At 67.6% G+C, this 12,844-nt stretch carries 11 protein-coding genes; 6 read left to right on the top strand and 5 right to left on the bottom strand.

Going from position 1 to position 12,844, the window contains the following annotated elements; all coding sequences use genetic code 11:
* Positions 1-63: 63 nt before the first annotated feature.
* The 5 genes from EV650_RS14305 to EV650_RS14325 are packed head-to-tail and all read right to left on the bottom strand — an operon-like array spanning position 64 to position 4,920.
* The gene (locus tag EV650_RS14305) at positions 64-807 is read right to left on the bottom strand and encodes a sugar isomerase domain-containing protein (RefSeq protein WP_134119142.1); all 744 of its coding nucleotides are present in this window, start codon (positions 805-807) and stop codon (positions 64-66) included.
* The gene (locus EV650_RS14310; protein ID WP_134119144.1) at positions 807-1,634 is read right to left on the bottom strand and encodes a fumarylacetoacetate hydrolase family protein; all 828 of its coding nucleotides are present in this window, start codon (positions 1,632-1,634) and stop codon (positions 807-809) included. Before EV650_RS14310 ends, EV650_RS14305 begins: the two co-directional genes overlap by 1 nt.
* Complete coding sequence (locus EV650_RS14315) at positions 1,631-3,142, bottom strand: hypothetical protein (protein ID WP_134119146.1); 1,512 nt, start codon at positions 3,140-3,142, stop codon at positions 1,631-1,633. Before EV650_RS14315 ends, EV650_RS14310 begins: the two co-directional genes overlap by 4 nt.
* A gap of 48 nt (positions 3,143-3,190) precedes the next feature.
* Complete coding sequence (locus tag EV650_RS14320) at positions 3,191-4,039, bottom strand: carbohydrate ABC transporter permease (RefSeq protein ID WP_134119148.1); 849 nt, start codon at positions 4,037-4,039, stop codon at positions 3,191-3,193.
* Complete coding sequence (locus tag EV650_RS14325; RefSeq protein WP_134119150.1) at positions 4,039-4,920, bottom strand: carbohydrate ABC transporter permease; 882 nt, start codon at positions 4,918-4,920, stop codon at positions 4,039-4,041. The genes EV650_RS14320 and EV650_RS14325 overlap by 1 nt, the downstream gene beginning before the upstream one ends.
* Before the next feature lie 191 nt (positions 4,921-5,111).
* Here EV650_RS14325 and EV650_RS14330 point away from each other — a divergent pair, with 191 nt between their 5' ends.
* The 6 genes from EV650_RS14330 to EV650_RS40345 are packed head-to-tail and all read left to right on the top strand — an operon-like array spanning position 5,112 to position 12,837.
* A complete protein-coding gene (locus tag EV650_RS14330; protein WP_134119152.1) occupies positions 5,112-6,413 on the top strand; it encodes an ABC transporter substrate-binding protein in 1,302 nt (433 codons plus the stop codon).
* Between the two features lies 1 nt (position 6,414).
* Entirely contained in the window at positions 6,415-7,470 is a 1,056-nt protein-coding gene (locus EV650_RS14335; RefSeq protein WP_238174201.1) for a Gfo/Idh/MocA family protein, read from the top strand.
* Positions 7,467-9,725, top strand: coding sequence for a heparinase II/III family protein (locus tag EV650_RS14340; protein ID WP_134119154.1), 2,259 nt, complete (start codon positions 7,467-7,469; stop codon positions 9,723-9,725). Before EV650_RS14335 ends, EV650_RS14340 begins: the two co-directional genes overlap by 4 nt.
* Complete coding sequence (locus EV650_RS14345; protein WP_134119156.1) at positions 9,718-10,665, top strand: amidohydrolase family protein; 948 nt, start codon at positions 9,718-9,720, stop codon at positions 10,663-10,665. The genes EV650_RS14340 and EV650_RS14345 overlap by 8 nt, the downstream gene beginning before the upstream one ends.
* Positions 10,662-11,477: an amidohydrolase family protein gene (locus EV650_RS14350; RefSeq protein ID WP_134119158.1), complete on the top strand. Its 816-nt coding sequence runs from the start codon at positions 10,662-10,664 to the stop codon at positions 11,475-11,477. The genes EV650_RS14345 and EV650_RS14350 overlap by 4 nt, the downstream gene beginning before the upstream one ends.
* Positions 11,470-12,837 (top strand): hypothetical protein, encoded by a 1,368-nt coding sequence (locus EV650_RS40345; protein WP_166678113.1) that lies wholly within the window; start codon positions 11,470-11,472, stop codon positions 12,835-12,837. The genes EV650_RS14350 and EV650_RS40345 overlap by 8 nt, the downstream gene beginning before the upstream one ends.
* Positions 12,838-12,844 lie beyond the last annotated feature (7 nt).

Below are 12,844 nucleotides of genomic sequence, written 5' to 3' on the forward strand. Positions count from 1 at the left end.
GAACCCCCTTGACACGCTCAATCTGCTGGGAGTGTGGGGGGTTCTGCATGCGTGCAGGTGCAGCTACAGCCAGGAGACCCGCTGCCGGAACCGGTCGAGGAACTGAGCGTTCGCCTCGTCCCCGCCGGGCGCGTTGCCGCTCCGCCAGACCGGCGGGGCGATGCCTCGGGCCAGCAGTTCCTCGAGTGTCCGCAGCACGATCGCGTTCAGCGCGAATGCGTTCGCGAACGTGGAGACTGCGCCGGCGCGCTCGGGCAGGCCGTGGAGCTCGATGACCGCGTCACCGATCGGCACCTTGGTGTCCACGGCCACGTCGACCAGGTCGTGCAGGTTCGCGCCGGACGGATGCCGGGCCGGGTGATCCGGCGCGGTCTGCTCGGCGTGCTGCCGTGAGCTCACACCGATCGTCCGTACGCCGCGCTCTTTGGCGATCAGGGCCGCGTCGATCAGCGCCGCGTTGATGCCGTAGGCGTTCACCAGCACGAGCACGTCGTCCTTTCCGAGGCCGGCGTTGTCGATCACGATCCGGCCGTAGCCCGGCGTACGCTCAACCGCCATCGATCGGAGCGCGCCGTTCGACAGCAACGTGCCCTCGTCGAGGATCGCGGAGATGTGCATCAGACCACCGGCCCGGAAGAAGATCTCCTGGGCCGCGAGGTTCGAATGCCCGCCCGGACCGTAGACATGGACCAGCCGGTCGGCAGCGATCTGGTCCACGAGCAGGCCGGCCGCCGCGGCGATCGACTCCTGCTCCTCGGCTTCGATCCGCCCGAGCAACTCCGTGATCGCGGACAGATACGCACCCATCAAGGCGCCGCGACGAGCCGGTTGTGCTGCTCGCCCAGGCCGTCCGCCCACACCCGCAGTACGTCGCCTTCGCGCAGGAACCGTGGTGGCTTCTGCCCGGCGCCGACGCCTGCCGGTGTCCCGGTGCTGATCACGTCGCCCGGGTAGAGCGTCATGAACTGGGAGATGTAGTGCACCAGATGCGCGACGCCGAAGATCATCTCGGCCGTCGAGCTGTCCTGCAGCGCCTCGCCGTTCACGTCCAGCCCGAGTTTGATCGCCTGCGGATCCGGCACCTCGTCCGCGGTCAGGATCCATGGGCCGAGCGGGCAGAACGTCGCCGAGTTCTTCCCCTTGTCCCATTGACCGCCGCGCTCGAGTTGGAAGTGCCGCTCGGACACGTCGTTCGCCAGCACGTATCCGGCGACGTGCTCCATCGCCTCGGCCTCATCGGTGAGGTACGCCGCCGTGCGGCCGATCACCACGCCGAGCTCGACCTCCCAGTCGGTCTTCTCGCTGCCGCGCGGAATGACGACGTCATCGCGCGCGCTGACCACGGTGTCCGGCGCCTTCATGAACAGGATCGGCTCGGCCGGCGCCGCCTGTCCGCCCTCGGCCGCGTGGTCGGCGTAGTTCAGCCCGACGCACACGATCTTGCCCGGGTTCAGCGGCGCGGCGAGCGTGACCGTCTCGAACTCCACCGCGGGATCCGTTGCCGCGGCGGCACGGTCGCGCCAGCGGTCCAGGTCGAACACCTCTGCTGCGCCGGGCAACGTCACCACCTTGTTGTCCTCGGTGAGCACGGCGTCGCGCGGTCCGTCCGGGGTATGGATCCGGAGCAGTCTCACTTGTTCCTCCAACCAGAGTTCTTGGCCCAGTTCAGATAGGCGATCCCCAATGCGTGCGAACCTTGCACCGGGTTGAGCTGTGCGGCGTCGTACACGCGCAGGGACTGTTGATAGATGAGCAGGTCCTGCTCGGCGTACGCACCCCAGCGTGCGCACTGCACCGCGTTCGCCGGCACCGCAACGCCCGTCCCGTCGACCTTGTACCAGACCTCGTTTTCCGACCGGATCAGGTTCTGCGTGAACGTCTTCGCGAACCGCTGCACGTCCGTGGCCGGCCCGCCGTCGATCCCCGCGTCGTACGCCGCATGCACGAACTCGGTGCTGATCGCGGCGTGACTGAGATCCTCGATCTGCGTCGAGGCCGGGTACGACGGCGTGTACTCCGAGATCCCCGCGGTCTTCGGGTACCCGGCGTACAACTCGCTGTACGGCGGCCAGTAGGTCCAGACGTAGGCGTCGCCCACGGGTCGCAGCGCGGGCACGTACGCTTTCAGCATCTGCAGGACCCTGGTCCGGTAACGCGGCTGTCTGGTGACGCGGAACAGCTCGATCTGGGTCTGCCCGAGGGCCTGGCTCTGGTTGTACGGCTGGATGGTCCCGTCGAACGGGATCGGCGCGCCCTTCGGCCACACGTAATCACCGGTCCCGTCCGGACGCGAGACCCACTCCGAGTCGTGGAACGCCACGGCCGCGGTCGCCGCGTCGAGAACGTCCCTCGCAAACTTGTGGCGCGACCCGAGCTTCCGCGACGCCAGGACCATCCGGGCGTAGCGGGCCAGCGGGAAGGCGACCATCCCGGTGTGCACCGCGAAGACGTAGTACTGCGGCTGGAAGGCGATCGTGGCCGGAGCCGGTGCGGGCGCGGCTGCCGGAGCCGAGCGGAGATCGACGGCGGTCCAGCGCAGCGATGCCGTGTAACGGTTGTTGACCGCGGTCACGACGTACGTCGGCGCGGCGGGATCCAGACTGACGCCGGGCAGCGTGACGACGGTGGTGGTGGACGGGTTCCGGAGCACAAGGTCAAAGGTGCCGTCAGCAACATTCGAGACCTCGGCCGTCGTCTGCGCCGAACTGGCCCCGGCCCATCGGAGCTGGACCGTGGGTACGCCGTTGCCGTCCGGGAGCACACCGTGTCCCGCGGTGTAGTTGCCGGCCGTCCGCCACACCTTCCCGGATCGGCCGGCGTAGTCCTTGACGCGGCGGGCGTGGTCGGTGGTTGCCATCACGTGCCGGGCGCGATCCTCGAACGTCCGCAGGTAGCGCTCGTCCTGATAGGCCTCGTACATCCGGAGCAGACTGAGCAGGAAGTAGGACTCGCCCCAGGCATAGACACCCTGCTCGTTGTCCTGCGGATCTGATGCCAGGTAGCCGGCCTGGGCGACGTCGAAGGCGGCGGGCGAGTCGTAGACGAGTGAGTCGGCGGACGCCGTCAGCGGGATGCCGGCCCAGGCCGCGACACCACCGGCTGTGGTTCCGAGCATGAGCGTGCGGCGGCTGAATGGTTGCATGGCGGTGTTCATTGAGTTGGCCTCACAGGTGGACGGGCGGAGGGCGGCTCAGCCTTTGACGGCACCGCCCATGCTGTTGAGAATGCGTTTCTGCAGCAGGAGGAAGACGATGACGACCGGCACCAGCGAGATCACCGTGCCGGCAGCGAGGCCGCGGACATCGGTCCCGGCGACGCCACTCAGGTAGGCGATCCCGAGCGCGATCGGGAACTTCGACTGGCTGTTCAGCACCACCAGCGGCCAGATGAAGCTGTTCCAGACCGAGACGAACCCGAGGATCGCCAGCACGGCCAGCGTCGGCGCGGCGATCGGCACACAGATCCGCCAGAAGATGCCGAACTCGTTCGCCCCGTCCATCCGGGCCGCTTCGACGATCTCATCCGGGATCTGCGAGAACGCCTGCCGGAGCAGGAAGATCCCGAGCGACGAGAGGATAGCGGGCAGGATCACCGCGGCGAACGTGTCGGTCAGCCCGAGCTCGCTCATCACCAGGAACCGCGGGATCAGCATCAGCTCGCCGGGCAGGAACATGATCGACAGGAACAGCATGAAGAACACCCCGCGACCGCGGAAGGCGATCCTCGCCAGCGGGTACGCCGTCAGCGCTGACACGACCAGGTACACCGGGACGGTGATGCCGACGTAGATCACCGAGTTCACCAGGAACCGTGCGTACGGGATCGTCGTCCACGCCTCGCGGAACCAGTCGGCGACCGGCGGTCGTGGGATCAGGTCGGGCGGGAACCCGAACACGTCTTGGCTGGCCGGCTTGGTCGCAGCCCCGAGCAGGATCAGGAACGGCCCGATGAACAACGCCGCCACCGCGATCAGCAGCACGTAGAGCCCGACGCGACGCGGGTTGATGCGCGGCTTGCTTCGATACAGGCGCCTGGCCATCAGCCGTCCCTCCGCCGGGTCACGAGTAGGTTGAAGCCGGCCAGGACGATCATGATCGCCCACAGCAGCAGGCCGACGGCGCTCGCGTAGCCCATGTCGTAGTCCTGGAAGGCCTTCGACCAGATGTAGTAGCCGAGGGTGAGAGTGGAGTCGAGCGGCCCGCCGCGGGTCAGCACGTAGACCGACTCGAACGCGCGCATCGCCTCGAGCATGCTGAGCACAAGCGTGACCGCGAACGTCGGCCGCAGCGCCGGTACGACGATGTGCAGCAACCGCCGCCACGCGTTCGCGCCGTCGATCGTCGCGGCCTCGACCTGGTCTGACGGCACCGACTGCAGCCCGGCCAGGTAGATCATCATGAACAACCCGGCGTTCTTCCACGCCTCCAGCAGGACGACGGTCGGCAGCGCCCAGTGCCGGTCGAGCAGGAAGTCGATCGGGCCGGCGCCGAACAGGCTGAGCAGCCAGTTCACGACGCCTTCGCGGTTGAACACATACCGCCAGGCGACCGCCACCGCGACCATCGACGTGATCACCGGCAGGTAGTAGAGCATCCGGAACGCCTGGATCGCGCGCAGCTTGAGGTTCACCAGCATCGCCAGGAACAGCGGGGCGACCACGGTCAACGGCAGGAACATCAGCACGAACAGCAGCGAGTTCCGCAGTGCGATCCAGACTCGCGGGTCGTGGCCGAGCTGGATGAAGTTGTCGAGGCCGGAGAAGCGGACCGGATGGACGATGTCGTAGTCGGAGAACGACAGCTGGATCGCGATCACGGCCGGCCAGGCGAACATCGCGGCGTAGAACAGCAGCCCGGGCAGCATGAACACGTACGGCGTGTACCAGTGCTGACCGACCACGCGGCCACGAAGGCTTGGCATATCTGGCTCCTCGTGTCTGAAACCCCGATTTCAGATCTCAAGTTGTCCGGAACCGTAACCTACAACCGGCCGCGCCGGAAGCGGTAACTCCAGAAAATTTTGCCCATCTCGAGTTGACTCGCCTGCTTCGATGCCGAACACTGTGATGTCTGTAAGCCAGGTTTAGGACATTCCGTTCTGAGGAGCCACCGATGGCCCGATCCCTGCTCAGGCACCTTGCGGTGGTTGCCGCTCTCGCTCTCGCGCTGTCCGGATGTGTGTCCGGCAGTCCGGCCGGCGGTGACGATCCGAAGCAGCAGTCCACCGACGCGTACTCCGGCGACGTCGAGTGGTGGACGATCAACCTGCAGAAGAACTACGGGCCGGACATCCAGAAGTGGATCGACGCCTACCAGAAGGAACATCCGAAGGTCTCGATCAAGTGGGTCGACGTGCCGGGTGCGGATATCAACACCAAGCTGCTGGCCGCGCTCGCCAGCGGCAAGGTGCCGGACGTCGTCAACTTCACCTCCGCCACCACCGGCCTGTTCGCCGGGTCGATGGCCGATCTGAGCTCGTTGTTCAGCCAGGACGACATCGCCGCCTACCTGCCCAACCTGGCCGAGCCGTTAGTTGTCGACGGCAAGCGAATCGCCATCCCCTGGTACAACGGCGGTACGTCGCTGTCGTTCTACAACAAGGATCTGCTGGCCAAGGCCGGCTTCGACCCGGCCAAGCCGCCGAAGACGTACGACGAAGCGCTCGCGCTGGCGAAGACGTACCACGACGCGACCGGCAAGTCGGCGACCAACTTCATGTCGTACTCGAGCGTGGTGCAGGCCAACGGCATCCCGCTGTTGTCGGAGGATGGGAAGAAGGCTGCGTTCAACACCCCGGCGACGCTCGCGCTGCTGGAGCGGTTCAAGCCGCTGTTCAGCTCGGGAGCGATCGCCCCCGGAAGCCTCAGCGAGAACCCTCGGGACCTGCCGCAGTCGCTGGAGAACAAGCTGATCGCGTTCAACCCAGCCGCGGTGTCCAGCTCGCTGCTGAACGTCCAGAAGAACGCGCCGGCCGTCTACTCGTCGATCGTGGTGGGTCCGCCGGTGGTCGGCGCCGATGGCAAGTTCTACATGCCCGGCCAGCAGGTGATGGGGATCCCGGCGAAGTCGGACAACCAGGCCGCAGCGGCCGCCTGGCTCAAGTACGTCGCCGCACCCGAGCAGCAGCTCGCGCTCTGCAAGCTGGTGCCGATCTACCCGTCGTCGGTCAAGGCGCTGGCCGACCCGTTCTTCACCGACATCACCGGGGCCACACCGGCCGACCAGGCCCGCAAGATCCTGGTCGATACGTTCAAGAGCAGCGTCGACGCGTCGATGGGCTCCGGGAACGACGACCAGCTGCGACAGCTGTTCGACGACCAGGTCCGCGCGTACATGTCCGGGACCAAGACCGCTCAGCAAGCTTTGGACGCCGCCGAGAAGGCGTGGAACGACACTCTGGCGAAGGGCAAGTAGCGTGACGGAGAAGCTGCGGATCGGGATCGTCGGCGCCGGGATCATGGGGCGTGGCAACGCGTTGTCGTTGTCCGGCCGGGCCGACGCCGAGATCACGGCGGTGACCAGCCGATCGGAGAGCTCGGCCGCGCAACTGGCGGACGAGATCGCCGAGCGGGGTGCGCCACCGCCGACGATCCATCCTGATTTCGCGGCCCTGCTGGCCGACGACGCGGTGGATGCCGTCGTCCTGACCACCCCGGACGACGTACACGGCGAGATGATGGTCCGCGCCGCGGAGGCCGGGAAGCACATCCTGGTCGAGAAGCCGATGACCACGTCGGTCGCCGAGGCGGATGCGGCTGTGAAGGCGATCCGCGAGAACGGCGTGGTGGCGATGTGCCTGTTCAACCACCGCTGGGTGCCTGCGTACGCCCAGGCCTACGAGCTGATCGCGGATCTCGGCGACGCCGCGGTCGCCTACGCCCGCAAGGACGACACGATCTTCGTGCCGACCGAGATGCTGTCCTGGGCTGATCGCACAACGTGCGCCTGGTTCCTGTCCAGCCACGACATCGATCTGGTGTCCTGGCTGCTCCGCGACCAGGTGCGCCGGGTCTACGCGACCGCGCGGTGGGGCAAGCTGCGGTCGCTCGGGATCGACACCCCGGACGCGATCCAGATCCAGGCGGAGTACTCGCGCGGAGCCGTCGCGACCTTCGAGTCGGCCTGGATCTATCCGAACACGTTCCCGACCGTGGTCGACTCGTACGTCTCGGTCGTCACCGACAACGGGGTCGTTCAGTTGGACCGGCAGAAGGAGAGCGTCGTACTGGCGCGACCGGAGGGCTACACCTATCCGCGGAACATGCTGCAGCGGGTCATGCACGGCATCCCGGCCGGTGCGTACGCCGACGCGATCGCGCATTGGGTCGACTGCTGCCGGACCGGCCGGCAACCGCTGATCACCATCGAGAGCAGCCGCAACGTCACCGCCGTACTGGAGGCCGCGCACCTGTCGATCGAGACCCGTCAGCCGGTCGACGTCTCGATGCTTGCTGATCCAGGGGCCGCATGAGTACGGCGGGCCCGGAGAAGCCACGGCATATCGACGGGCGGATCAATCGGATCGGGACCGAGGACCTTCTGAAAGCATTCGGGTCGCCGGCCGACGATCTCGCTGGGCTCCGTGCGTTTGTGGGCGGTCAGTTGCGGCGCCCCGCCTGGCCGTTGCCGGAATGGGCGGACGCGATTCGGTCCACGCCTGCAGCGGACGACGTACTGGCGGCTGCGGCTCCGCTGCTCGAGGGGGTGGACGTCACTGGACTGGGACGCGGCCGTTCGCAGTTGTACGGGTTCCATTACCTCGGCTGGCTGGCTCCCGGGGTCCAGGCGTGGCAGCTGACTGGCGATGAGCGTTATCTGCAAGCGTTTGAGCGGCACTTCGACGAATGGGTTGAGCGACGCGACTCGGTGATCGGAGAGTGGCCGGGGCTCGACGTGATCTGGTACTCGCTCGGGACGTGGGCACGCTGCAGGAGCCTGCTACCGACCCTCGAAGTGCTGACCAACTCACCACTGTCCGACTGCGTCTGGGGCCGACTGGTGGCGACTCTGGTCGGCGGGGCGCGCTGGGCGTACGACGAGCATGACGTCTTCCGGCACGGGAACTGGCAACTGGTGTGCGCGACCGAACTGCTGCACCTCAGCACCGTGCTGCCGTCCCTTGTGGAGTCGGCGGCCTGGGCGGAGCGAGCGCATCAGCGGATCGAGGAACACCTGGCGCTCGACATCTATCCGGACGGCGGGCATTACGAGCGGTCGCCCGGGTACCACGGGATGGTTCTGGACGCGTTGCAGACCGCGGCGCGGATCGATCCGGCGGTGGCGGCTCATCCACGGTTCGCGGCCATGCACACCTGGTTGTGCGAGCTGGTGTCATCGGGTGGATGGCTGCCGCATCTGCAGGACAGCGGGGTCGTGTGGCCTGCGGCGTCGTTGCTGCGAGGCAGCTACCTGCTGGACGATCCAGCACTCGCGCGAGTCGCCGCGCAATGGTTGCCAGATTCCCAGTTCGCGACGGAAGCTGCGGCGTATCCGGCGTGGACGGATGAAGAGCGACAGGCGCGCTGGATGCACACGCTCAGCACGGCACGCGAGCAGGCTGCCCCCGAGTTGCCCGCGACCACGGTGCTCCCGGAGTCGGGGTACACGATTCTGCGGAGTGACGAGGTGCGGGCCGTGATCAACCACGGGCCGCACATCGAGCACGAGCTCGAGTCGCACTCGCATCGCGCCGTACTGGATCTGGTGCTCGACGGGTGGCAGCAGCCGTTGCTGTGGGAGGCGGGTGGTCCGCCGAGCTACGACGATCCGGAGTACCTGACGTGGTACCAGTCAGGTCGGGGTCACAACACCGTACTCGTGGACGATCGGGAGCTGTCGACCGATCGTGGGGTGACGGTTGAGCCGTTGATCGAGACCGACCAATTGGCCGTGTTCTCCGGTCGGCATCGGGGTAACGGTGTGCGGCAGGCGCGCACGGTCGCGATGGTGCGGGAGGAGCCGGCGTACGTCGTCGTGACCGACAGCGCGGCTGGTCCGCACACGTTCCGCGCTTGCTGGCATGCGCTGCATCCGTGGCGGCAGGTGGGTCCGCTCGCGTACGACGCTGCTGCGCCTGATGGACCGGGGTTGCTGCTGATCGAGGCCGGGGACGCTGCGACGCCTTCCGCCGAGGCCGGGATTGGTGCGACGCCTTCCGTCGAGGCCAGGATTGATGCGACGCCTTCCGTCGAGCCCGGGAACGGTGCGACGACTTCTGTCGAGACCTCGGAAGGGGTTGCGCGGCGGCCGTTTCCGGATCGTCGGGTCGCGGAGTACGGGCCGCTTCACACGCTGTCGTTGGGGCGGTCGAGCGGTGACTTCACGACGGTGCTTGTTCCGCATGCCGGGAGCGAGCCGCCTTCAGTGTCCGTCGCGCAGGCGGACGGCGAGCTGGTGGTCGAGTATGGGAACACGGTTGATCGGGTGTCGTCGTCGAGCTGGACGCGGATTCGGTCGGGGAAGTTGTCATGGGCAACTGGTTGGCGGGTGCTCGAGCTCGCGGGGCTAATGAAGACCTCGGAGCCGGTGGACGTGCTCGCTGCCGTGACGGACGGCTTACTGCGGCTGGAGATCACGTGCCCGGGGCGGTGTGCGGTCTGGGTACCGCCGGGCGCAGGGATCCGGGTCGACGGCATCGCGATCGATGCCGAAGTCGATGAGGGTTGGGCGCGACTGACGCTGCCGTACGCCGGGCGGTGGCTCGTTGAGGGGGCTCAGCATGACTGACTCCGCCTCGTCCGTCCGACCCTCGACCTCCTCGACTCGCTCGACCTCTTCGACCTCTTCGACCACCTCGACCACCTCGACCACCTCGGCTGAAGACGTGATGGCGGGCTGGTTCGATGCGCGGATCGTCACCGGCGCGCATCCTGCCTCGCTGCTGCCTCCCACCGACCGCGACGCGATCGCGGCACACCTCGACCGCTACGCCCTGTCCGGTGCGTTGGTCAGCGCGATGGCGTCCTGGCTGCACCATCCGATCGGCGGCAACGCGGAAGCATCCGCGGTCGCGCACAGCCTGGCCGATCGCGGCGTACTGGCCTGCTGGACCGCGATCCCCGCGACAGCCGGCGAGCTGGAATCACTGACGGCACTCGTCGACCGCGCCCTCGACCAGGGTGTCGCCGCCTTCCGCATCCATCCCCTGTCGCACGGCTTCTCCCCCGGCCTGCTCAATGAGTTGTACGCCGCACTCGAGACCAACCGTCTGCCGCTGTGCATCGACGCCGCGGAGATCTCCTGGGCTGACCTGAGTACGATCGCGACTCGCCACCCTGAGCTGCCGATCGTCGTGTCGAACGTCGGCTACCGCAAACTGCGTGAGCTCTGGGCCGCACTTGATGGTCACGCCAACGTCTTCGTCGATCTGGTCGACTTCGCCGCACACCAAGGCGTCGAATGGCTGGCTGCCAACAACCTCGCCGACCGGCTGCTGTTCGCGACCGGTCTCGGGCTCCGTGATCCCGGTGAGGGCGTCGTCCGCCTGGCCTGGTCCGGCCTCGACGACGCGACAGTCCAGCTGGTCGGCTCAGGAAACGCGAGCCGCCTGTTCGGCTCAGGAAACGCGAGCCGGCCGTCCGGCTCGGAGAACGCCGACCGGACCTCCGGGTCGGAGAACGCGGATCGGACGTCCGGCGTACGGCGTGCTGATGGAGGTCGGTCGTGATCGGGCGGCGGGCGGAGTACCGGGTCATCGACGTGCATGCGCATCTCGGGCCGTACTCGTTGTTCTACATCCCCGAATCCGACGCCGCCGCGATGGTCGCGGTGATGGACCGGACCGGCACCGAGGTGACGGTCCTCTCGGCCAATCGCGCCATCCAGCAGGACGCGCATCTCGGCAACTCGCAGTCGCTCGCGGCGGTCGACGCTCATCCGGACCGGATCGCGGCGTACGCGGTCATCAACCCGTGGCAGGATCCCGAGCGCGAGCTCGAGCGGCTCGCGGCCGACGAGCGGTTCGTCGGGATCAAAGTCCATCCGACCCTGCACCGCTACCCGGTGACCGGGGCGCGGTACGCCGCCGTGTGGGAGTTCGCCGAGTCGACGGGCTGCCCGGTGCTCAGTCACTCCGAGCACCGGTCGCCGTACGACGCTCCGGCGATGTTCGAGACCGTCGCAGAGACGTATCCGGGCAGCTCAGTTGTCCTCGGGCATGCCGGGATCACCCCGGCCGGGGTCGACGAGGCGATCGAGGCCGCGAGTCGCTACGCGTCGCTGTGGCTGGAAGTGTGCGGTTCGCAGATGACCGGGCCGCTGATCCGCTCGATGGTGGACCAGCTCGGCAGCGGCCGGGTGCTGTTCGGCTCGGACTTCCCCTTCATCGACCAGCGCATGTCGCTGGGCCGGGTGGTGTACGCGCCACTGACCGAGAGTCAACGTCAAGATGTTCTCAGCGGGAACGCCCGCAAGCTGTTCCGGTGGCGCCCACTACCGGGCGAGTCGGGAGAACGAGGGGTTGACGACACGGATGAGTGACGAGACGCAGCCGGCTGAGCCGGTGTCGGGTGAGCGGGTGCCCGCGGTGACGGTCGGGTTGTTCGGGCCGCGGCGGCTGGTGAAGACGATGACCGAGGTCAGCCAGGAGGTCGCGGAGCGCTCCGCGCACGGGGTCCGGTTCCTGACGGGCGGGTACGACGACCAGGCCGACGCCGAAGAGCGGTACCTCCGGCTGCGCGACCGGATCGACTCCGCCGTGTTCCCCGGTCCGTGGGCGTTCGACCTGGCTACGACCGGTCACTGGCTCACCGTCCCGTCGACCCACCTCCCACTCACCGGCGCCGCGCTGTACGCCGCCTTGCTGCGTGCGTCGCTGACCATCCCCGACGTCGACCTGAGCCGAGTCAGCATCGACTCGCTGTCACTCGCGGACGTCACCGATGCGTACGGCGAGATCGGCCTCGACACCACACAGGTGTACGACGTCCCGTACGAGGGACCCGAGTCGGTCGCGGGCTTCGCTGCGTTCCACCGGGACAAGTGGGAGCGGCAGCACACCACGGTGGCCCTGACCACGATCCTGTCCGTCGAGCGCGAGCTGCGGGCGGACGGCGTACCCGTGCTGCGAATTGCGCCGACGCGGTCGAGTGTGCGGGATGCGTTGGAGACCGCGGTTCTGCTCGGCCAGGGCACTCGGATGGGTGCACATCAGCTGGCGATGATCGCCGTACAGGTCATACCGACCGGTGGGTCGCGGGCCGAGTCGGGTGACTACTGGCAGCAGGAGCTGGCGCTGCTGACCCACCAGAAGCTGTTGTCCGAGGCACGCCAGGTCGGTGCGTCGGTGACGCGCCGGTCCGACACGCTGTTCCTGGTCACGACCACACACGGCGCACTGGTGCGGTTGACCGAGCAGTTCACCGTCGCGCCCTTCCTGGGTGCGCTGACTACACAACTCGGCGTACCGGTCGCTGTTGGTGCTGGGACCGGTCAGACCGCGCGGGCTGCCGAGGCGAACGCACTGATGGCGGTTGAGGATTCGGTCGCCACCGGTGGGAAGGTCGCGGTGTACCTCGACGGCGGGAGCGATCGGCTCGACCTCGAACCGGGACGGGCGAGCAGCGCATCCGCGCCGGTGGACGCTACGTCGGCGACCGGCCAGCGGGCGTTCGAGATCGTCACCTCGATCGCCTCGGCAACCAGCCCTTCGCCCGGCCAGCAGGTGGTTGTCGACGTCGAGAGCGTCGCCGCGATCATGCAGGTCACCCAGCGGACCGGACGGCGAATGCTGAAGGAGCTGGTCGAAGCAGGCCTCGCCTGGCCGTTGCCACCGGCCCGTACCGCCGGGGGCGGCCGTCCCCGCCAGCAGTTCAGGTTGCTGACCGAGAAGCTCGATTAACGCCGCC

It is taken from the genome of Kribbella kalugense (assembly GCF_004365875.1).
GTDB lineage: Bacteria > Actinomycetota > Actinomycetes > Propionibacteriales > Kribbellaceae > Kribbella > Kribbella kalugense.

Excerpts from the sequence above, each read along its gene's own strand:
- EV650_RS14305 (WP_134119142.1), bottom strand. The coding sequence starts at position 807 with ATGGGTGCGTATCTGTCCGCGATCACGGAGTTGCTCGGGCGGATCGAA.
- EV650_RS14315 (WP_134119146.1), bottom strand. The coding sequence starts at position 3,142 with ATGCAACCATTCAGCCGCCGCACGCTCATGCTCGGAACCACAGCCGGT.
- EV650_RS14320 (WP_134119148.1), bottom strand. The coding sequence starts at position 4,039 with ATGGCCAGGCGCCTGTATCGAAGCAAGCCGCGCATCAACCCGCGTCGC.
- EV650_RS14325 (WP_134119150.1), bottom strand. The coding sequence starts at position 4,920 with ATGCCAAGCCTTCGTGGCCGCGTGGTCGGTCAGCACTGGTACACGCCG.
- EV650_RS14330 (WP_134119152.1), top strand. The coding sequence starts at position 5,112 with ATGGCCCGATCCCTGCTCAGGCACCTTGCGGTGGTTGCCGCTCTCGCT.
- EV650_RS14340 (WP_134119154.1), top strand. The coding sequence starts at position 7,467 with ATGAGTACGGCGGGCCCGGAGAAGCCACGGCATATCGACGGGCGGATC.
- EV650_RS14345 (WP_134119156.1), top strand. The coding sequence starts at position 9,718 with ATGACTGACTCCGCCTCGTCCGTCCGACCCTCGACCTCCTCGACTCGC.
- EV650_RS40345 (WP_166678113.1), top strand. The coding sequence starts at position 11,470 with ATGAGTGACGAGACGCAGCCGGCTGAGCCGGTGTCGGGTGAGCGGGTG.